General features: G+C 37.5%; 22 protein-coding genes. 20 read left to right on the forward strand and 2 right to left on the reverse strand.

The genetic code is table 11. The features are described 5' to 3' along the window. Positions 1-67 precede the first annotated feature (67 nt). The 17 genes from IGL37_RS04585 (at position 68) to IGL37_RS04665 (ending at position 17470) form a co-directional block, all read left to right on the forward strand. Complete coding sequence (locus tag IGL37_RS04585) at positions 68-1135, forward strand: aspartate-semialdehyde dehydrogenase (protein WP_002381968.1); 1068 nt, start codon at positions 68-70, stop codon at positions 1133-1135. 33 nt (positions 1136-1168) lie between these two features. Then, positions 1169-2041 carry a 4-hydroxy-tetrahydrodipicolinate synthase gene (gene dapA, locus IGL37_RS04590; RefSeq protein ID WP_002357957.1) on the forward strand — a complete coding sequence of 291 codons (873 nt, stop codon included), beginning with the start codon at positions 1169-1171 and terminating at the stop codon, positions 2039-2041. Between the two features lie 30 nt (positions 2042-2071). Next, entirely contained in the window at positions 2072-3760 is a 1689-nt protein-coding gene (locus IGL37_RS04595; RefSeq protein ID WP_002357956.1) for a ribonuclease J, read from the forward strand. Between the two features lie 124 nt (positions 3761-3884). Beyond that, on the forward strand, positions 3885-5267 hold the full coding sequence (locus IGL37_RS04600) for a bifunctional metallophosphatase/5'-nucleotidase (RefSeq protein WP_033918049.1): 1383 nt from the start codon (positions 3885-3887) through the stop codon (positions 5265-5267). 34 nt (positions 5268-5301) lie between these two features. Beyond that, entirely contained in the window at positions 5302-5937 is a 636-nt protein-coding gene (locus IGL37_RS04605) for a YutD family protein (RefSeq protein WP_002394356.1), read from the forward strand. A gap of 5 nt (positions 5938-5942) precedes the next feature. Further along, positions 5943-6713 (forward strand): TIGR01457 family HAD-type hydrolase, encoded by a 771-nt coding sequence (locus IGL37_RS04610; RefSeq protein ID WP_010777555.1) that lies wholly within the window; start codon positions 5943-5945, stop codon positions 6711-6713. Continuing rightward, the gene (locus IGL37_RS04615) at positions 6701-7354 is read left to right on the forward strand and encodes a TIGR01906 family membrane protein (RefSeq protein ID WP_002381967.1); all 654 of its coding nucleotides are present in this window, start codon (positions 6701-6703) and stop codon (positions 7352-7354) included. The genes IGL37_RS04610 and IGL37_RS04615 overlap by 13 nt, the downstream gene beginning before the upstream one ends. Positions 7355-7480: 126 nt before the next feature. Continuing rightward, positions 7481-8050 carry a DUF1836 domain-containing protein gene (locus IGL37_RS04620; protein WP_002361647.1) on the forward strand — a complete coding sequence of 190 codons (570 nt, stop codon included), beginning with the start codon at positions 7481-7483 and terminating at the stop codon, positions 8048-8050. Then, entirely contained in the window at positions 8043-8903 is an 861-nt protein-coding gene (locus IGL37_RS04625; protein WP_002357950.1) for a DegV family protein, read from the forward strand. Before IGL37_RS04620 ends, IGL37_RS04625 begins: the two co-directional genes overlap by 8 nt. A 117-nt stretch (positions 8904-9020) precedes the next feature. Then, positions 9021-9722, forward strand: coding sequence for an MIP/aquaporin family protein (locus IGL37_RS04630; protein ID WP_014524999.1), 702 nt, complete (start codon positions 9021-9023; stop codon positions 9720-9722). A 173-nt stretch (positions 9723-9895) separates the two neighbouring features. Next, positions 9896-10600: a response regulator YycF gene (yycF, locus tag IGL37_RS04635; protein ID WP_002357947.1), complete on the forward strand. Its 705-nt coding sequence runs from the start codon at positions 9896-9898 to the stop codon at positions 10598-10600. Between the two features lie 6 nt (positions 10601-10606). After that, positions 10607-12436 (forward strand): cell wall metabolism sensor histidine kinase WalK, encoded by a 1830-nt coding sequence (gene walK, locus IGL37_RS04640; protein WP_002357946.1) that lies wholly within the window; start codon positions 10607-10609, stop codon positions 12434-12436. Then, a complete protein-coding gene (locus IGL37_RS04645) occupies positions 12433-13743 on the forward strand; it encodes a YycH family regulatory protein (RefSeq protein WP_002385989.1) in 1311 nt (436 codons plus the stop codon). The genes walK and IGL37_RS04645 overlap by 4 nt, the downstream gene beginning before the upstream one ends. Continuing rightward, the gene (locus IGL37_RS04650; RefSeq protein WP_010819928.1) at positions 13743-14597 is read left to right on the forward strand and encodes a two-component system regulatory protein YycI; all 855 of its coding nucleotides are present in this window, start codon (positions 13743-13745) and stop codon (positions 14595-14597) included. The genes IGL37_RS04645 and IGL37_RS04650 overlap by 1 nt, the downstream gene beginning before the upstream one ends. A 56-nt stretch (positions 14598-14653) precedes the next feature. Beyond that, positions 14654-15460 carry an MBL fold metallo-hydrolase gene (locus tag IGL37_RS04655; RefSeq protein WP_002357943.1) on the forward strand — a complete coding sequence of 269 codons (807 nt, stop codon included), beginning with the start codon at positions 14654-14656 and terminating at the stop codon, positions 15458-15460. 210 nt (positions 15461-15670) lie between these two features. Next, entirely contained in the window at positions 15671-16585 is a 915-nt protein-coding gene (locus IGL37_RS04660; protein WP_002357942.1) for a permease, read from the forward strand. Between the two features lie 18 nt (positions 16586-16603). Then, positions 16604-17470 (forward strand): TIGR03943 family putative permease subunit, encoded by an 867-nt coding sequence (locus IGL37_RS04665; RefSeq protein WP_002357940.1) that lies wholly within the window; start codon positions 16604-16606, stop codon positions 17468-17470. 51 nt (positions 17471-17521) lie between these two features. Here the strand turns inward: IGL37_RS04665 and IGL37_RS04670 are convergent, their stop codons facing one another. Beyond that, the gene (locus IGL37_RS04670; protein ID WP_002382172.1) at positions 17522-18022 is read right to left on the reverse strand and encodes a threonine/serine exporter family protein; all 501 of its coding nucleotides are present in this window, start codon (positions 18020-18022) and stop codon (positions 17522-17524) included. Positions 18023-18027: 5 nt separating this feature from the next. Then, positions 18028-18780: a threonine/serine exporter family protein gene (locus IGL37_RS04675; protein WP_002357938.1), complete on the reverse strand. Its 753-nt coding sequence runs from the start codon at positions 18778-18780 to the stop codon at positions 18028-18030. Positions 18781-19215: 435 nt separating this feature from the next. Between IGL37_RS04675 and ireB the strand changes: the two genes are divergently transcribed. The 3 genes from ireB to IGL37_RS04690 are packed head-to-tail and all read left to right on the forward strand — an operon-like array spanning position 19216 to position 20247. Beyond that, entirely contained in the window at positions 19216-19485 is a 270-nt protein-coding gene (gene ireB / locus IGL37_RS04680; protein WP_002357937.1) for a regulatory phosphoprotein IreB, read from the forward strand. Next, positions 19482-19904, forward strand: a complete 423-nt coding sequence (ruvX, locus tag IGL37_RS04685) for a Holliday junction resolvase RuvX (protein ID WP_002357936.1) — start codon at positions 19482-19484, stop codon at positions 19902-19904. The genes ireB and ruvX overlap by 4 nt, the downstream gene beginning before the upstream one ends. A 37-nt stretch (positions 19905-19941) precedes the next feature. Continuing rightward, positions 19942-20247 carry a DUF1292 domain-containing protein gene (locus tag IGL37_RS04690; protein WP_002357933.1) on the forward strand — a complete coding sequence of 102 codons (306 nt, stop codon included), beginning with the start codon at positions 19942-19944 and terminating at the stop codon, positions 20245-20247. Positions 20248-20512: the final 265 nt, after the last annotated feature.

Genomic DNA, 20512 nt, shown 5'->3' on the forward strand with positions numbered 1-20512 from the left:
TTTTTCAATACTATGGTAAAATAGGACAAGTAGCTTTTACAAGAAGGTAAGAGGGGAGTATGAAAATATGGGAAAAGAATATCATGTTGCCGTGGTAGGAGCAACAGGTGCTGTCGGGACAAGAATGATTGAATTGTTAGCAGAAACAAGTTTGCCAATTGCCAGTGTGAGGTTATTGGCGTCTAAGCGTTCTGCTGGACAAGAGATTCAGTTTAAAGGGCAACCTCTTATCGTGGAAGAATTAGTCCCGGAATCATTTGAAGGAATCGATTTAGCATTATTTAGTGCTGGTGGGAGTATTTCCGAAAAGTTTGCACCAGAAGCAGTTAAGCGCGGAGCTGTCGTTGTTGACAACACTAGCCATTTTAGAATGGCAAAAGATGTTCCTTTAGTTGTTCCGGAAGTGAACCCGGAAGCCTTGAAAAATCATCAGGGAATCATCGCAAATCCCAATTGTTCTACGATTCAAATGATGGTGGCCTTAGAACCAATTCGGCAAGCGTTTGGCTTAGAACGAATCATCGTTTCAACGTATCAAGCTGTGAGTGGCGCAGGTATCCGTGCAATTAATGAGCTAAAAGAACAAGCCGAAGATTTTTTAGAGGGAAAACCTGTCAGCGAATGGTCAGCTGAAATTTTACCAGCTGGCAGTGACGAAAAACATTATCCAATTGCTTTTAATGCGTTGCCTCAAATTGATGTTTTTTCAGAAGCAGGGTATACCTACGAAGAATGGAAAATGATGAATGAAACAAAAAAAATCATGGGAGACAACAAGCTAAAAGTCGTTGCCACCTGTGTCCGTATTCCGGTAATTTCAGGACATTCTGAATCTGTTTATATAGAAGTGAAACAAGCAGATGCATCGGTCTCAGCCATCCAAGAATTAATGGCGCAAGCTCCAGGTGTAATTTTGCAAGATGAGCCAAGTGAACAACTATATCCACAAGCGCTAAATAGCGTCAACCAGAAAGAAACATTTGTCGGCCGTATTCGTCAAGACGTTGACGTGAAGAACGGTTTCCATTTATGGATTGTGTCAGACAACCTATTAAAAGGAGCTGCTTGGAACTCGGTCCAAATTGCTGAAACGCTACACGAAATGAATTTGCTTCGTGTACCTGAAAACGACTAGAAGGTTTGTATTGTATACTCGGGAGGGAATAGGATGGATTTAACGAATGCAACAATTATTACGGCAATGGTTACGCCGTTTCAAGAATCGGGAGAAATAGATTTTGATAAACTACCGCAATTGGTAGACTATTTATTGGCCAATCATACAGAAGGCGTTATTTTAGCAGGAACAACTGGTGAATCACCCACGTTAACTCATGAAGAAGAATTACAATTATTCCAGCGAATGATTGAACTGATCGATGGACGTATTCCGATTATTTGTGGTGTAGGTACGAATGATACACGTGACTCAGTCGCTTTTGTGAAAGAGTTAGCGACAATCGCTGGTATCGATGCTGTTTTGGCGGTTGTTCCTTATTATAATAAACCAAATCAAGAAGGTATGTATCAACATTTTAAAACCATCGCAGAAGCAAGTGAACTGCCAATTATTTTGTACAATGTTCCTGGTAGAACGGCTGCATGTCTAGAAGTGGAAACTACTTTGCGCTTAGCACAATTGGAAAAAATTGTGGCAATTAAAGAATGTGCAGGGTTAGATGCAATTACTGAGTTGATTGAAAGAGCGCCAAAAGACTTTCTAGTGTATACTGGAGAAGACGGGTTGGCTTTTGCCACCAAGGCACTTGGCGGACAAGGGGTTATTTCGGTAGCCAGTCATGTCTTCGGTTCGTCAATGTATGAGATGTATCAAGCGCTGGAGCAGGGGAACTTGCCGGAAGCGGCTAAAATTCAACGACAGTTATTACCAAAAATGAACGCATTGTTTTCAGTGCCTTCGCCGGCACCCGTGAAAGCGGCCTTAAATCATTTAGGTATTCCTGTTGGAAATTTACGTTTACCTCTAGTTGCTTGTACACCAGAAGAAGAGCAAAGAATTATTCGCACGTTAGAGATTTAAAGAACGTGTAATCATAGAGAGGTGAAAAGAGTGAGTACAATAAAAATCGTTCCATTAGGCGGCGTTCGTGAAAATGGAAAAAATATGTACGTTGCTGAAGTGGAAGATGAAATTTTTGTACTGGATTGTGGATTACAATATCCAGAGAACGAACTTTTAGGAATTGACGTCGTCATTCCGGATTTTACGTATTTAGAAGAAAATAGTGAACGAATTGCAGGGGTCTTTTTAACACATGGCCATGCAGATGCAATTGGGGCCTTACCGTATTTGCTTTCAAAAATTCAAGTGCCTGTTTTTGGGACAGAATTAACGATTGAACTAGCAAAACTAAGTGTCAACAGTCATGCGGAAACGAAGAAATTTAAAGATTTCCATGTGATTGACCCGCATACAGAAATTGATTTTGGTCAAGCAACGGTGAGCTTCTTTAAAACAACGCACACCATTCCAGATTCGATTGGCGTTAGCATCAAAACAAAAGAAGGCAACATTGTTTATACTGGTGATTTTAAATTTGATCAAAGTGCGATTGAGATGTATCAAACCGATTATGGCCGCTTGGCTGAAATTGGGAAAGAAGGCGTCTTGGCGCTACTTAGTGATTCATCAAATGCTGAAAACCCAGCCCAAGTTGCATCGGAAGCCCAAATCGCTGATGAAGTGTTCGACACGATTCGCTATTGGGAAGGACGAATCATCGTGGCATGTGTGGCAAGTAATTTGCAACGGGTCCAACAAGTATTGAATGCAGCGGATCGTTCTGGTCGTAAAGTCGTTTTGACAGGCCAAGATTTTGAACGGATTATTCGGACGGCGATGAAATTGGAAAAATTACAATTGCCAAGTGAAGATCTATTAGTGAAACCAAAAGAAATGAAAAAATATGCACCCGAACAGTTATTAATTTTAGAAACAGGCCGGATGGGAGAACCTATTAAGTCACTTCAAAAAATGGCTAATAATACACATGGTGTCGTTCGAATTGAAGAAGGCGATTTAGTTTATATTACGACAACGCCGACAACGGCCATGGAAACAACGGTTGCCAAAACAGAGGATATTGTCTATCGGGCCGGTGCTACGGTGAAGCAAATTTCCGACAATTTACGTGTGTCTGGTCACGCTAATCCAAATGACTTGCAATTGATGCTGAACTTAATGAAACCAAAATATTTCATTCCTGTCCAAGGTGAATACCGCCAGTTAGCTGCGCATGCGGACTTAGCACACGAAATTGGCATGCCTTATAAAGATATCTTTATTACAGGTCGTGGGGACATTTTAGAGTATACAAAAGGTAGAATGTCGGTAGCTGGCAGCACAACGGCCGAAAATATTATGATTGACGGGATTGGTGTCGGCGATATTGGTAATATCGTTTTACGAGATCGTCGTATTCTTTCCGAAGATGGTATTTTTGTGGCTGTTGTGACAATTAATCGCCGAGAAAAACGAATTGTTTCACCAGCTAAAATTACTTCTAGAGGTTTTGTTTACGTTAAAACAAGTAAAGACCTAATGAAAGAAAGTAGCAATATTGTCACAGAAATTGTTGAAAAGCATTTAGAAAGTGACGATTTCGAATGGAGCAAACTGAAACAAGAAATCCGCGAAAACTTAAGCCGTTATTTATTTGAACAAACCAAACGTCGTCCTGTGATCTTACCAGTTATCATGGAAGCGACGCAACGCAAGCGTCCCAAAAATAACGCATAGTTCGTCCCGATAAAAGCAGGTGATTTTAGGAGAAATTCTTCTAAAGTCATCTGTTCTTTTTTGTAACTTTCTTCTATAAATATGGTACTATTAATCAGAGCGCTGAATAAAGGAGGCGATTTTAGTGGAAGAGATTGTGTTGTTCCATACCAATGATCTTCATTCTCACTTTGAAAATTGGCCCAAAATACGGCGTCTGGTTAAAGCCAAACGTTCGCTGTACCAAAAAGAGGGCAAAACAGTCGTAACCATTGATTTAGGTGACTTTTCAGATCGGTGTCATCCTTTGACCGAAGCAACAGATGGTCGAGCAAATGTAGCTATAATGAATACATTAGCGTATGATCTGGTTACAATTGGAAATAATGAAGGAATCGGCAATTCAAAGAAACAATTAGAGCATTTATATGATCAGGCAACATTTGAAGTGGTCTTAGCTAATTTAGAAGATCCAAAAACCCAAACGTTACCAGATTTTTGTCAAGCATATAAAATTGTGACAACTAAAGAAGGCACGAAGTTAGGGTTTATTGGCTTAACCGCACCATTTCCTTTAACGTATAATCCCAATGGCTGGACAATCAAACAAGTGGAAGCAGTCCTTCCTCAACTGATTACAGAAGTTGCGCCTCAATGTGATGTTCTCATTTTGCTTAGTCACTTGGGGATAGATACTGATTTTATGATTGCGGCGAATTATCCTGAAATTCAAGTGATTTTAGGTTCCCATACACATCATTTATTTAAAGATGGTGAAAAAATTAATCATGTGCAACTAGCAGCTGCTGGCAAATATGGACAGTATATTGGTGAAGTGCATCTGTTTGTGGATGCCGACACGAAGCAAGTCACAAGTTATGCAAAAACGATTGAAACAGCAAGTTTAGAAGAGCAAGCAACTGATGCCAAGGAAATTGCGGGTTACTTAACGGAAGGTCATCGACTATTGCAAGCGCAGCAAATTGCACAAATCCCTGAAACTTTGTCAACGGACTTACGGCAACCGCATGCCTTTATAACTGTTGCCTTGAAGGCGTTAAAAGAAGCGGGGCAGACCGAAGCGGCTGTGTTGAACAACGGGTTATTTTTAGCAGATTTACCAGAAGGAATAATCAATGCAGACCAATTACATGAGGCCTTGCCTCATCCAATGCATTTAATCAAGGTTACCTTGAAAGGGTCAGACATGAGCCGTTTGATTCGTGAAATGGAAAAAAGTCGTCAATTTCTGCGGAAATTTCCGATTCGCGGGATGGGCTTCCGCGGGAAAATTTTTGGCGAATTATGTTATGATGGGATTCGTTTTGAGCGAAATAGCCAGACCGTTTTTTGGCAAGGGAAACCTATTCAGCCAGAGCAGAAATATACGCTGACAACAGTGGATCACTTTCAATTTGTTCCGTTTTTCCCAACGATTGAGTTAGTTGGAGAAGTCGAATTTTTATTTCCAGACGTTTTAAGAACTGTCGTGGCGAACTATCTGCATGCCCACTATCCAATCAAATAAAAACAAGGTATAATAAAAACTAGGTGGTGAAAAAATGACAGACAAAAAGACAACCGAAAAAAAAGAAAAAGAAACAGAAACTGCTGCAACCTTTACAGAAGAACTAACAGCAGTTCTTGAAGAAATAAAAGAAGAACCTGTAAAAGAAAAGAAAAAAGGGGAAATTGTCACCATTGTGAATGAAACAGATATTCAAATTGGTGAAAGAGAGTACCGAATTGTTAAAAATCATCGTGATGCCTTTGATCCTGAACGCTTAGGTGAACGGTTTAGTGAAGTATTAGCGCGTTATGATTATATCGTAGGAGACTGGGGCTATGAACAGTTACGCTTGCGTGGCTTTTTTGATACTTCTAATCGTCGGGCAGCGCCGGATCAACGCATTGATACACTAGAAGACTATTTGTATGAATATTGTAATTTTGGCTGTGCCTATTTTGTAATTGAACGAACAGGGGAACGTAAAGAAAAAACAACGCATCGTCGTCGTCGCCATAAAAAGAATAATCGTTCTAACGCGTTTGTCGAGGAAAAGAGTGCGCCCGCTAATAAAAATAGCAAGCCAGTGATTCGTACGCGAAAAGAAGAAAATAAAAAAACGACTACACCCAAACAGCCTAGTCCCAAAAAATCTGGCAAAGGCTTTACGATTCGTCAACGTGAGGAGTAAACAGAGTGAAAAAAAACTATCAAGGATATTTAATTGATTTAGATGGAACGATTTATTTAGGAAAAGAACCAATTCCAGCCGGAAAACGTTTTGTCGAGCAGTTACAGGAAAAAGATTTGCCTTTTTTATTTGTAACGAATAATACCACTAAATCTCCTGAAACAGTGGCACAACGTTTAGCAAATGAATTTGATATTCATGTCCCAGCATCCCTTGTTTATACAGCGACTTTAGCGACGATTGATTACATGAAAGAAACCAATCGAGGCAAGAAAGTCTTTGTCATCGGCGAGGCTGGTTTAATTGACTTAATTTTAGAAGCAGGTTTTGAATGGGATGAAACAAACCCTGATTATGTTGTCGTGGGACTTGATACAGAATTATCTTATGAAAAAGTGGTTTTAGCTACCTTAGCCATTCAAAAAGGGGCGTTGTTTATTGGGACCAATCCAGATAAGAACATTCCGACAGAAAGAGGCTTATTACCTGGTGCAGGTTCAGTTGTGACGTTTGTGGAGACAGCTACTCAAACAAAACCAGTTTATATTGGCAAACCAAAAGCGATTATCATGGAACGAGCGATTGCGCATTTAGGCGTGGAAAAAGAGCAAGTAATTATGGTTGGAGATAATTATGAAACCGATATTCAATCAGGGATTCAAAATGGTATTGATAGCTTGTTAGTTACATCAGGTTTTACCCCTAAGTCAGCTGTTCCAACTTTGCCAACGCCACCAACCTATGTTGTTGATTCCTTAGATGAATGGACTTTTTGAGTATGATGAGGTCGAAATTGCGTTTAAGGGAAACACTTGGACTCATTTGTTTGTTTTTAACGATTGTGGCTTTAAGTATCACGATCACGATTAATTTTCGTCCATTGTATCTTTTTGATATCCAACACTTAAATATTTTAAAAGACGTAGAGGTTGATCGTGTGACCTTGATTAAAAATTACGATCATTTAATGATGTACTTAAACAATCCTTTTGAAAAAACATTAGTATTTCCTGATTTTCCAATGTCTGATAGCGCGGCTTTTCATTTTTATGAAGTGAAAAAATTATTTTTATTGTGCTATGGCGTATTACTAGTTACGTTGATGCCTAGTGTCCTTTATTTAAAATATTTGGTAAAAAATCAGCGTTTATGGACATTGATACGGCCATTTCAGTGGGGAATGTTTTTGCCTGTGCTTTTTGGCTTTTTCATGCTGATTGGCTTTGATCAATTTTTTATTGCGTTTCATGGATTATTTTTTAACAACGATGCTTGGTTATTTAATCCGCTGACTGATCCGATTATCAATGCCTTACCTGAAGCCTACTTTATGCATTGTTTTATCTTGTTTTTTGTTTTATTAGAAGGCCTGTTTTTGATAGGTGTTTTAATCGGAAAACGTTCTTTAAAAAAATAAAGAGAGAAAAGTGAACAATTCCAAAATTGCTCGCTTTTCTTTTTTATTCAATCTAGTTTTAAAAACTAGATTGAATAATTGTCAAAAGTATGATATTCTTTTTTAGAAATGGTTAGGAGGGATTTTATGGACGAGATAGAAAAATCACTACAAGATTGGGGCCAACAATTGGAAAATGTTCATTTGCCAAGATGGCATGAGTTACCAGATATTGAATTATATATGGATCAAGTGATTACTCTGATAGAAAAATACTTATCCCCATTGATTACACTGGAAAAACATACTTTGTTAACGTCCTCAATGGTTAATAATTATGTCAAACACGGGTTAATCCCGGCCCCAGTGAAAAAGCGCTACAATCAAAAGCATTTAGCGTTTTTAATTGCGATTACGTTGTTGAAACAAGTGTTAACATTGCCAGAAATTAAGCAAGGCATTTTATTCCAAGGAGCCACGGTTGGTATTCGTGAAGCGTACAATTTATTTTGTCAAGAACAGGAACGAGCGATTTATGTGATTGCTGCTCAAGCGCAAGAAAAAGAAGTTCAGGCCAAATCACAAGAACCTATGGGGATTGAATATTTGGCTGTAAAAGCAGCGACAATGTCTTTTGCTACTAAAATGTTTAGTGAAAAAGTGATTGAATTGGAACAAGAATACTTAAAAGAAATGGATGAGATGACACATGAATAAAGAAAAGATCGCACTACTGGTTGATTCTGGGACAGATGTTCCAGAGGCATTAGTCAAACAATACGGCATGTATGTCTTGCCTTTACAGATTATTTATCCTGAAAAAACCTATACAGATAAGGTAGATATTACACCAGAAGAAGTGTATCAACGTTTAGAGAAAGAAATCCCTAGTACTTCATTACCAGATGGAGCAACAATCCAAGCTATTTTTGACAAAATTAAAGAAGCGGGTTACGAAAAAGTCTTAGCGGTGACCATTTCTAGTGGTTTAAGTGGAACCTATAATGTGGTTCGCTTGCTTGGAGAACAAACCGAAGGACTAGATGTATTTGTTTTAGATACAAAGAACATTGGTATCGGGGCTGGCATTCAGGCGATACGAGCAGCAGAATTAATTGAAACAGGATTAGGCTGGCAAGAATTACAACAAAAATTAACAGAAGAAGTAGCCAATGCAAAAGTATTTTTTAATGTAGCCACTTTAGAATATTTACAAAAAGGTGGACGAATTGGTTTAGTCACTTCTATTTTAGGCAATGCGCTAAAATTAAACCCCATTATTTCTTGTAATGAAGAAGGCATTTACTATACGGTGGCTAAGTCTCGCGGTCGTAAAAAAAGTCTTGATAAAACGTTTGAGTTGGTGACGAACTTTATAGGTGAGGCACCCCGTTTTCGTTTGGCAGTCGCTCACGGTGCGGCAGAGGAAGAAGCAAAAGCAATGATGGAACGCTTGAAAGCAGCTTTTCCACAAGCAGAAGAAATTTACTTTGGAACGATTAGTCCGGCATTAGTTGTTCATACAGGACCAGGACTTTTAGGTGTTGGTATACAGTTATTAAATGATTAATTAAATGAAAAATCCCCTCAAATTTTTTTGAGGGGATTTTTCATTTAAGATTTCTCTTTTTCATAGAAATATCATTTTTCTGGAAAAACAACGAAAATTATATTGAAAATTTCACGAATGTGTTACAATTTGTCTACAAAGGGGGAATTTTTTGTGAAAAAAGCAATAGCAGAATGTTTAGGAACATTTATTCTTGTCTTTTTTGGGACAGGAACAGCCGTTCTAGGAAATGGTATGGAAGGGATTGGAACAACGGGGATTGCCTTAGCATTTGGCTTAACAATCGTTGCTGCTGCCTATAGTATTGGCACAATTTCAGGTGCACATCTAAATCCAGCTGTTTCTTTAGGAATGTGGCTTAATAAACGAATAACAACAATGGAACTAATCTACTATGTAGTGGGACAAATTGTTGGTGGCTTGATTGCCTCATTTGCATTATTAAGCATTCTAAAAGGTGCTGGTAAAAGTATTGAGAACTTAGGTCAAAATGGCGTAGGGGAATTAAGTGTTGCTGGTGCATTGACAGTCGAAATTATTTTAACATTTATTTTTGTTTTAGTTGTCATGACAGTTACAAGTGCTAAGAAAGGCAATGCTTCATTAGCAGGAATCGTAATTGGGTTAACATTAACAATGATTCACTTAGTCGGTATTCCTTTGACAGGAACTTCTGTCAACCCAGCTCGTAGCATCGCGCCAGCCGTTTTTGCGGGTGGTTCAGCGTTATCTGAGTTGTGGATTTTTATCGTTGCGCCATTAATTGGTGGATTATTAGCCGCTCTTGTAGCAAAATTCGTCTTAGATACGGAAGAATAGATTAGCAGAAGAAGAATCTTTGATAACAAGCGTCAATTGTTGTCAGAGATTCTTTTTTTGTTATACTAGGAGAACCTGAAGGCGCATTTTTAGCTAAAGATGAAAACATCATCAAAATAAGGTATAATAGGAAAGTATCAAATAAGATTAGAAGGAAAAAGAGGTGTCTCTTTGTGAAGAAAATTTTAGTAGTTGATGACGAGAAGCCAATTTCAGAGATCGTTAAATATAATTTGGTTAAAGAAGGATATGAAGTATTTACTGCTTATGATGGAGAAGAAGCACTTGAAAAAGTGGAAGAAGTGGAACCAGACTTAATTATTTTAGACTTAATGCTCCCTAAAATGGATGGCTTAGAAGTCGCGCGAGAAGTGCGCAAAACACATGATATGCCAATCATTATGGTGACTGCCAAAGATTCTGAAATTGATAAGGTTTTAGGATTGGAATTAGGAGCCGATGACTATGTAACGAAACCATTTTCAAATCGTGAATTAGTTGCTCGTGTAAAAGCCAATTTACGGCGAGGTGCAACCAATGCGAAAGAAGCTGAGGTGACAACACAATCTGAATTAACGATTGGTGATTTAACCATTCATCCTGATGCATACATGGTCTCAAAACGGGGTGAAAAAATTGAATTAACCCACCGTGAATTTGAGTTACTTTATTACTTAGCAAAACATATCGGACAAGTGATGACTCGTGAACATTTATTACAAACCGTTTGGGGTTATGATTATTTTGGTGATGTGCGGACAGTGGACGTAACCGTACGTCGTTTAAGAGAAAAAATTGAAGATAGTCCAAGTCATCCAACGTATTTAGTTACTCGTCGTGGGGTTGGTTATTATCTAAGAAATCCTGAACAGGAGTAATCAGGTATGAAGAAAAAAGTTCACTTTTTTCAATCTGTTAATTTTAAGATTGCTTTATCATTTATTCTGCTGTTACTGATTGCGATTCAAATCATTGGTGGCTATTTCATTCGTGAACTGGAAGCCACTACAATTTCCGATTTTAAGAAAAATATGGATTCTCAGGTTGTCCAATTGTCAAATACGTTAAGTACGCAGATGAGCAACAAAGATCTCGAACGTAGTGACGTTGATGCAAATTTAAAAAAAGCGTTATCTGATTTTTCAAATGCAGATATTTCTGAAGCGAGAATTGTCGATGATAAAGGGATTATTCGGGCAACCAATGATTTAAATCAACAAAATATTATTGGGAAAAAGAATGATTATCGTGATTTAAATGACTTTACGAGTAAAAAATATCAAGCTTTAGATAATGATAAACGCGTGTATGTGAATGTCCAGCCGATTCAATCGCCTACTGGAGAAACAGTGATTGGTGTCCTTTATGTGAAAAGTAATTTAGAAAATAAATACCAAGAAATTACCAACACAGCAAGTATCTTTTTCACTGCTTCTATTATTGCCGCAGCAATCTCGATTATTGTGACCTTACTGATTGCACGATCAATCACGAAGCCGATTGGGGAAATGCGCGAGCAAGCCATTCGAATCGCTCGTGGTGATTACGCTGGAAAAGTAGAAGTCCATGGAAAAGATGAATTAGGCCAATTAGCAGAAACATTTAATCAATTATCAGAACGGATTGAAGAAGCACAAGAAACAATGGAAGCAGAAAGAAATCGTTTAGATAGTGTCTTAACGCATATGACAGATGGTGTCATTGCGACGGATCGCCGCGGAAAGGTGATTACGATTAATGAAATGGCCCTTTCATTATTAAATGTAAAAAATGAAAATGTGATTGGGACCTCGTTATTAGAGTTGTTAGATATTGAAGAAGATTACACATTGCGGAAGCTGTTAGAAGAGCCAGATGAACTGCTGATTGATCGCTCAACGTCTGATCGTGAAGAAGACCAAATGATTATCCGGGTAGACTTTACGATGATTCGTCGGGAATCAGGATTTATTACTGGCTTAGTTTGCGTACTTCATGACGTCACAGAACAGGAAAAAAACGAACGGGAAAGACGGGAATTTGTTTCCAATGTTTCTCATGAGTTGCGAACGCCTTTGACAAGTATGCGTAGTTATATAGAGGCTTTGAGTGAAGGAGCTTGGGAAAACCCTGAGATTGCGCCGAACTTCTTAAAAGTCACGTTAGAAGAAACCGACCGGATGATTCGTATGATTAATGATTTGTTGAATTTATCTCGGATGGACTCTGGGAATACACATCTTCAATTAGAGTATGTGAATTTTAACGAATTGATTAATTTTGTCTTGGATCGCTTTGATATGATGATTGAAAATGAGCAAAAAAATTACAAAATTCGCCGTGAATTTACTAAACGCGATTTATGGGTAGAGTTAGATACAGACAAAGTAATTCAGGTTTTAGACAACATTTTGAACAATGCGATTAAGTATTCGCCAGATGGCGGCGTCATTACCTGCCGACTAGTTGAAACACATAATAATGTCGTCTTTAGTATCTCGGACCAAGGTTTGGGCATCCCTAAAAAAGATCTCGGGAAAGTCTTCGAGCGTTTTTATCGTGTGGATAAAGCACGTGCGCGAGCACAAGGTGGGACTGGTTTAGGTTTAGCAATTTCTAAAGAAGTAATTCGGGCCCATAACGGGAGTATTTGGGTGGAAAGTACAGAAGGTGAAGGATCGACTTTCTATATTTCACTACCATATGAACCTTATGAAGAGGATTGGTGGGAATGATGAAATTATCAGAATGGATTACAAGAATTGGCTTGATTTTAATGGTCATTTTAAGTATATATTTTTCAGTCAATATCTGGCTGAATTCTGCCAAAAAAATACCAGAAATGAAGTCGGGAAGCCAAGTCACAACAGCTGTCAATGAAAAAGCCATTGGCGATGTCTATTTACCTTTGCAATTGATTCGAATAACTGATGGAAAAGCGATGCAAAGTAATCGTGAAACATTAATTAGTAATGTTCAAAATGATATTAAAATGGCTACTTTTGGTAAATTGACACAAGTTGTGACAAAAAATGCAGAGCAACTTAAGCGCTACAACCAAATGGAACAAGGCATTGAACTTCTTTATCAAGGTCCCTTTTTAATCTCGGACTATGCTTCGATTTATAATCTATCCATTAATTTTACTAACTTTAATGAGTTGACGGACCAGTATTTTACGAAAATTCAATTGGATTTTAACGAAAATAAGATACGCTTTTTAGATTATGACCAAGCCAATGTCTATGAAGCGCCCATGACTGTCAATAAGGCGCGCTTAATGGGAATTATCAATAAAGAGGGATTACAATATCAAGACGTTTCCGAAAATACGCTAACCAAACAAGGGCAATGTTATTTAACCAATGATATGAAGTTGAAAAAGTACAGTTATATTTTAGCTTCGCAACCAGTTACTCGTTTTAGGAATGCTTTTTTCAATGAAACGGAAGATATCCAAACCAATGAAGACAGTCAAGACTTAACCTATACGAGTAAAGAAGAACGATTGTTTGCAGAAGAAAAACTGGGAAAAATTGATTTTAAAGGGACCTTGCCAGAAGAGAATAAACGGGATTCAATCTATAATCAAAGCTTTTCTTATGTAAAACGTTTAGGAACCAATATGGGGAATTTACGTTACTTTGATCGAACGAAAGATAGTGTCAATTATCGGACTTTTGTGGAAGGTTTTCCAGTGTTCAGTAATGATTTAAAAGGCCAAGTGGATATTCGCATCACGAACAACGATGGTGCTGCGCCAAGCGTAACCATTAACACAAGTGTGAATACGATCCAAGTGCCGATTCCTTCAGAAGAAGAAGTGACGCTGGAAAGCACGGAAAAATTGATTAAGCGTTTAGAAACGGCTGGTGCTAAAAAGGAAAAAATCCAATCGGCTGTTATCGGTTATACGTGGCAGACAATTGAAGAAGTCAAACAAGTCGTTGATTTAAGTCCGGAATGGTATGTCCTTTATAACAACAATTGGTACACTGCAACGGACTTGGTAAAACAATTACCAAGCTTGGAGGTGGGCTAATGGATTTTAAACGAATTGAGTGGATTTTCTTCTTAGCATTTTTAGGATTAAATATCTTTTTATTTGGAATTTATCGGGAAGGTCAACAAGAGGAGAGCAACGTCTCTTCTTCCAGCCAAACAGAATCGATTGAAAGTCGGTTGGAAAAAGATAACATCTCGTATAAAGGGACACTTTCTTCAGAACGATTGGAAGGCTATTATTTAAGTGGCGAACAAACCAATTTTTCTGCTGCTTTAAAAATCCAACGTGAAAAGAATAAAAACTTTTTGAGAAATGGGCTGCAAATTGCGGATAATACTTTAACGAGTGTGCCTAGTAAAAACTATTTTATTGATCCTAAGAAAATTGATAAAGATTTAAGTACCTTTTTAAATGAAAAAAATGCTTTATTATTCGGAGACGAATATCAATACTTACCAGAATTTTCTCATTTAAAAGAGCCGACGGCAGAAATTGTGGCTGCACAATTGTATAAAGGAATTCCCTTTAGAGATGACACGGCAAAATTAAGTATTTTAGCAGATACGTCAGGTGAATTATGGAAAATTAGTAAATATTCGCAAACGCACATTGAAAATATTGAAGAGTTACGAGACAAAACGGATTTATATTCCAATCGTGATGCGATAGACACGCTCTATATGAATAACCGGATTCCTAGTAATTCCAAAATAACATTCATTAAATTGGCCTATTCAAGAATTTATAAAATTCGTGAGAAAAATGTATACGTTCCAGTCTGGTTTGTAGGAATTTCTACTGGTGAAGATTCAGTTGAAATTGAACAGGTGAATGCCGTAAGTAATACCATCATCACAAATAATACTGTGCCAAAGGTGGAAAAACATTAAGGTCCGTTGTATAATGAAACACGTTAATGTTGTAATGTAGAAGGGAAGAGTTTTAAATGGATTCAGAGTTTGCTTTTAATATCAGTGTTCTTGCCAGTGGCAGTACAGGCAATTCCCTTTTTATTGAAACCAACCAAAAGAAAGTATTAGTAGATGCGGGTTTAAGTGGCAAAAAAATCACTTCACTGTTAGCAGAAGTCAATCGCAAACCAGAAGATTTAGATGCGATTTTAGTTACACATGAACATCGGGATCACATTCACGGCGTTGGCGTGTTAGCGCGAAAATATAAGTTAGATGTCTATGCCAATGAAAAAACGTGGCAAGCGATGGATCCCATGATTGGCAAAGTCGATGTCGCTCAAAAACATATTTTTGAAATGGGCAAAGTTTTGACCTTGGGAGATATGGACATTGAAAGTTTTGGTGTCTCACATGATGCGATTGCGCCTCAATTTTATCGTTTTCATCGCAATAATCGTTCCTTTGTTGTTCTAACGGATACAGGTTATTGTAGCGATCATATTCGTGGTACGATTGAAAATGCAGATGCTTATTTAGTCGAAAGCAATCATGAAATTGAAATTTTGCGAGCAGGACCTTATCCATGGAGTCTTAAACAACGGATTTTAGGAGATAAAGGCCATCTATCCAACGATGATGGTGCTCTTGTGATGGCGGATGTGTTAGGTGATAAAACAAAACGCATTTATTTAGGCCATCTTAGCAAAGAAAATAATACGAAACTTCATGCGCGAATGGCAATGGAGTCTACTTTGAAGCAAAAGGATTTAGGCGTCGGTGAAGCATTTAAGGTATATGATACAGACCCCGATTCAGCCTCAGAGTTATTTCAAATTTAGAATAATGGTGGTTTATCAGTTTTTGAGCGTGGAGCAAAAATCCAAAGTGATTTTTGTCCCATGCTCATTTTTTGTTCTTTTATCCAGCTGGTTTGACAGAGACATCGGTGATAATACTTTTAAACTCTTAGTTAATTTTTTGACAAATACTTGTGTTTGTCTGGTGTTAGGAGTATAGTTAACTAGATTTTTACTAGTGGGAGGTCTATAATGTTTCAATTTTTACCAAACTCTGTTTTACAGATGAGCACTATTTTTCTTTCGATTATTATCGAAGCATTGCCTTTTGTCATGTTAGGTTGCTTGATTTCAGGCGCTTTACATGTTTTTTTAACACCAGAACGAGTAAAAAAAGTGTTACCTAAAAATAAATTTTTATCAATTTGTGTAGGGAGTTTCCTAGGGTTTTTCTTCCCTTCTTGTGAATGCGGGATTGTACCCATTGTGCATCAATTTGTAAAAAAAGATGTACCAACACATACCGCTTTTGCTTTTATGTTAACGGCACCAATCATTAATCCAATTGTGCTATTCTCAACATACGTAGCCTTTAGTGGCGCAACAAAATTTGTGATTTGGCGAGTTTTAGGCAGTATGATTGTCGCGTGGGTTATCGGCATTTGGTTAGCTTATTTTCGAAAAGAATCAATTTTAACAGAAAAAGAGTTGGCGCAGATTAAAGAAGAGCAGGTTGCTCATACGCATGAACACGTTGATGAAGCTCGTTCATTTTGGAAAAACGGCTGGTCAGCGTTAACCCATAGTATTGATGAATTTTTTGATACGGGTCGTTATTTAATTTTTGGTTCTTTGTTAGCAGCAATCATGCAAACCTATATCCCAACTGGTGCGCTTATGCAATTGGGCCATTCAAAGATTTTAGCGATTCTAGTCATGCTAGTCATCGCTGCCACTCTATCACTTTGTTCAGAAGCAGATGCATTTATTGGTTCTTCTCTTTTGAGTTTATTTGGCACAGGACCAATTGTCGCCTTCTTAGTTTTTGGTCCAATGGTAGATATTAAAAATTTATTGATGATGAAACGTTATTTTAAGATGTCATTCATTGTACAATTTGTTTTGATAGTGGCGCTTGTCGTAACTATTTATGCGGCAGTAGTTTAGAAAGGAGGCCTACAATCGATGATACGATTTATTATTTTAATTGGATATATGGGGTTGATGATGTATCTTCAAATTTCAGGTGAACTGAACCAATATATCAATATTCATTATAATTACTTAGCTGTTTTATCAATGGTTTTAGCTTTTATTATGGCGATTGTCCAATTGATTTTGTGGAACCAAGCAGATCCATCAATGCAAAAAAAACATGAAGACATGCACCAACATGGGGGACATGAACATCATGGCCATCAGCATAATTTGGAAAAACCCAGCCAAAGAGGGCTTGCCTATTTACTACTTTCTTTACCGTTGATTGTTGGCTTATTATTTCCGACAGTTAGTTTAGACACAACAATTGTTGAAGCAAAAGGATTTAACTTTCCAGTAAGTAAAGAATCAGTAGGGGATCCTGATATGCAAACGCAATATTTGAAACCTGATACAAGTATGTATTTCAATAAGACGGATTATGACAAGCAGATGGCAAAAGCCATGAAACAATATGATGGCCAATCTGTGATTTCAATTACGGATGAAAACTATTTGGAAATTATGGAACTAATCTATAATTATCCAAGTCAATTTGCAGGGAAAAGGATTTCTTATAAAGGCTTTGTCTATAATTCAAAACGAGAAGAAAGTGTTGACCAGTTTGTCTTCCGTTTTGGGATTATTCATTGTGTCGCTGATTCTGGCGTTTTTGGCTTGTTGGTTCATTTTCCTGAACATACTCAATTTCAAAACAATGATTGGGTAACGATTACCGGAACGGTTGAGTTGTCCTATTATCCACCGTTTAAACGACAAATACCAACTGTGCAAGTGGAGAAAGTCAAAGCAGATCAAGCACCAAAAAATCAATATGTCTATCGTTCCTTTTAAAAAAAGTTGGTTGCTTCCTTATCAAATGGAAGCAACCAACTTTTTTGCTATCTATTTTTTAATTTTGTTGCGCTTACGACGAATAAAACCCAAAGATTCTCTTTTTTCTCGAAAGCTGCGGATATTCTGATTGAAAACCTCAGAAGCGACTAAGCCTAACGCAATTGCCCCAGCAATCATTACAGCTTGCACGGTAAAATAGGCGCCTTTTTCATAATTGCCAATTACGATATTCCGAACAGCTTGATAAGCTAAGCCACCAGGTACCAATGGAACAATACCAGGAATATTAAAAATCGTGACAGGCATTTTCAATATTTTTGAGAATAGGTAGCTTACCGCCGCAACACCGACAGCACCGATGAGGGAACCTAATGCCGCATTTCCACTAAAAACTTCAACGATTACCCAATAAAGCATCCAGCTTACACTACCAGTTAGACCACAAGCTACCAGTGATCGTCGAGGAACATTAATAATAATTGCAAACGCCGCAGAAGCTAAAAAACTAAAGATAAATTGTACCAAAACGATTCCTAGCAAGTAAGTCACTCCTTTTAATAGAAAAGTTGAAAGACAAAAGCAATGCCAAAACCAATCATTCCTGAAGTCATTAATGCTTCAGTCCCACGAGAAACACCCGATAAGTAGTGTCCAGCTAGCAAATCGCGAAGAGCATTGGTAATTTGCACACCAGGCACTAAAGGCATGACACAACCAATGATGATTAAATCTTGTGATTGTCCGAGTCCCAATTTGACTGAAAGAATAGCGGCTGCACCAATGAACAGCGAAGCTAAAAATTCAGATAAAAATTTAATCTTGAGAAACTTTAAACTAAAATAATAAAGACTATAGCCGCAACCACCAATCAGAAAAGTCAAGAATAAATCGGACCAGACACCACCAAAAAGAATCATAATTGTAGCGCTGACAACGGCCGCACTAACAATGCGTGCGCTAATTGGAAAATGTCGGTGTTCACTATCTATCACTTTTAGTTTATTCAGTAATTCCTCTAAAGAAAAATCACCAGCCACATAAGCACGAGACAGCTGATTCACACGAGAGATTTTTTCTAAATCAATGCCACGTTTCATTACTTGAACCATACGAATCGTGGAGGTTCCATCTATGCCAACAAATAACCCGGTTTGTGTCACATAGCTAACCATTCGATAGTTGCCAGAAGCAAGCGCAATTCGGCTCATTGTATCTTCAACACGGTACATTTCTGCATCGCTTTCTATCATAATTTTACCAGCTAACAAACAGGTTTCTAAAAGTAAATCCAAATGAGCAGGAGTCATTGAGCAAGCCTCACTTTATGTATTTTCTTCTAGTGTACTACAAACGAACCAAAAAGAGGAAATAAATAACAGCTGCAATCGAAAATTTACATCGTAAACAGATTGTTAGCGAATTGTAACATTAAAAGGCTGATATTATTTAATCATAGATATTTAAAAGTTTTTAAAAGAAAAACGTCGATTTTTTCGCAAAATGAATTGGAGGGAAAGGTGATATTCTGGCGATTTAGCAGAGTTTTATTCTTGTTTTATAAAGTTGTGTATTTGTTTTTATAATTTTAAAATTATCGATGGCTGTCATTTTTTTACGAAGCCTTTATTAATAAAAGACTAAGAAATAACAAAAAAGAGAGAAGGAGAAGAAATTTTGTTTGTAGTTTCGGTTCTTTTCTAGTAAAATGAAATTGTATAAAAGTAGAAGTGAGGTGTAGTAAAATGGGTTTTACAGACGAAACAGTACGCTTTGATTTTGATGATAATCGAAAAAAAGCAATCAGTGAAACGTTAGAAACCGTATATCGGGCATTAGAAGAAAAGGGATACAATCCTATTAACCAAATAGTAGGGTATTTACTTTCTGGGGACCCGGCTTACATTCCTCGTTATCAAGATGCTCGAAACTTAATTCGTCGTCATGAACGTGATGAAATCATGGAAGAATTAACCAAATATTACTTAGCGAACCACGGAATCGATATCAAATGAGGATCATGGGGCTAGATGTAGGTTCACGGACAGTCGGTGTGGCTGTTAGTGATTTATTAGGTTGGACAGCACAAGGCATCGAAATTATTCGCATCAATGAAGAGGAAGAGAACTTCGGTTTTGAGCGATTAGGTGAATTGGTGAAAGAATACGAAGTCACGAAATTTGTCGTAGGTTTACCGAAAAACATGAATAATTCCATCGGTCCTAGAGCTGAAGCATCCATGGCATATGGTGATAAGATTCAAGAATTATTTCAATTACCTGTTGACTATCAAGATGAACGATTAACAACTGTCCAAGCAGAGCGTTTCTTGGTGGAGCAAGCAGATGCTTCAAGAGCCAAAAGAAAAAAAGTCATTGATAAACTAGCGGCAGTAATGATTCTACAAAATTATTTAGATGCACATAGCCGATAATTATCGAGCTTTGAATACATCAAGGGAGAGAAGAAGAATGACAGAACATAACCACGATCATGATCACGAAGGACATGAACACATTACTTTAGTAGACGAACAAGGAAATGAAACATTATACGAGATCTTACTAACTGTTGACGGTCAAGAAGAATTCGGTAAAAATTATGTTTTATTATATCCAGCAGGAATTCCTGAGGATGAAGATGTTGAATTGCAAGCTTACTCATATGTGGAAAACGCAGAAGGTACAGAAGGCGATTTACAGCAAATCGAAACAGACGCTGAATGGGATATGATTGAAGAAGTTTTCAATACATTCATGGCTGAAGAAGAAGAGTAAAACTGTAACGAGAGAAGCGCTACTTCTCCTATTGAGAAGTAGCTTTCTTAATAATAATTGTTATAATGTGCATGTTGTTTCTATCATAAGATACTATCGCTATCATTGAGTGTGGTGAATAAAGAAGAACAGTAATGTCTAGTTTTACAAGATGTTGTAAAAACGTAACATCCTTGTAATGACGTTAATTTGGTAACTATCTAGCATAATTTATAATTTGTGTTATACTAAGTATGAGGTTTTGGAAATACTGTTAATTTTATAA

Origin of the sequence: Enterococcus sp. AZ119, from assembly GCF_050546175.1 — a bacterium.
Taxonomy (GTDB): domain Bacteria; phylum Bacillota; class Bacilli; order Lactobacillales; family Enterococcaceae; genus Enterococcus; species Enterococcus faecalis.

What these genes read in the sequence shown, in the direction of transcription:
- IGL37_RS04675 (WP_002357938.1), bottom strand. Translation starts at nt 18,780, where the DNA reads ATGACTCCTGCTCATTTGGATTTACTTTTAGAAACCTGTTTGTTAGCT.
- IGL37_RS04650 (WP_010819928.1), top strand. Translation starts at nt 13,743, where the DNA reads ATGGATTTTAAACGAATTGAGTGGATTTTCTTCTTAGCATTTTTAGGA.
- IGL37_RS04690 (WP_002357933.1), top strand. Translation starts at nt 19,942, where the DNA reads ATGACAGAACATAACCACGATCATGATCACGAAGGACATGAACACATT.
- IGL37_RS04655 (WP_002357943.1), top strand. Translation starts at nt 14,654, where the DNA reads ATGGATTCAGAGTTTGCTTTTAATATCAGTGTTCTTGCCAGTGGCAGT.
- IGL37_RS04645 (WP_002385989.1), top strand. Translation starts at nt 12,433, where the DNA reads ATGATGAAATTATCAGAATGGATTACAAGAATTGGCTTGATTTTAATG.
- ruvX (WP_002357936.1), top strand. Translation starts at nt 19,482, where the DNA reads ATGAGGATCATGGGGCTAGATGTAGGTTCACGGACAGTCGGTGTGGCT.
- IGL37_RS04665 (WP_002357940.1), top strand. Translation starts at nt 16,604, where the DNA reads ATGATACGATTTATTATTTTAATTGGATATATGGGGTTGATGATGTAT.
- walK (WP_002357946.1), top strand. Translation starts at nt 10,607, where the DNA reads ATGAAGAAAAAAGTTCACTTTTTTCAATCTGTTAATTTTAAGATTGCT.
- dapA (WP_002357957.1), top strand. Translation starts at nt 1,169, where the DNA reads ATGGATTTAACGAATGCAACAATTATTACGGCAATGGTTACGCCGTTT.
- IGL37_RS04615 (WP_002381967.1), top strand. Translation starts at nt 6,701, where the DNA reads ATGGACTTTTTGAGTATGATGAGGTCGAAATTGCGTTTAAGGGAAACA.
- IGL37_RS04660 (WP_002357942.1), top strand. Translation starts at nt 15,671, where the DNA reads ATGTTTCAATTTTTACCAAACTCTGTTTTACAGATGAGCACTATTTTT.
- IGL37_RS04605 (WP_002394356.1), top strand. Translation starts at nt 5,302, where the DNA reads ATGACAGACAAAAAGACAACCGAAAAAAAAGAAAAAGAAACAGAAACT.
- IGL37_RS04620 (WP_002361647.1), top strand. Translation starts at nt 7,481, where the DNA reads ATGGACGAGATAGAAAAATCACTACAAGATTGGGGCCAACAATTGGAA.
- IGL37_RS04585 (WP_002381968.1), top strand. Translation starts at nt 68, where the DNA reads ATGGGAAAAGAATATCATGTTGCCGTGGTAGGAGCAACAGGTGCTGTC.
- ireB (WP_002357937.1), top strand. Translation starts at nt 19,216, where the DNA reads ATGGGTTTTACAGACGAAACAGTACGCTTTGATTTTGATGATAATCGA.
- IGL37_RS04630 (WP_014524999.1), top strand. Translation starts at nt 9,021, where the DNA reads ATGTGTTACAATTTGTCTACAAAGGGGGAATTTTTTGTGAAAAAAGCA.
- IGL37_RS04625 (WP_002357950.1), top strand. Translation starts at nt 8,043, where the DNA reads ATGAATAAAGAAAAGATCGCACTACTGGTTGATTCTGGGACAGATGTT.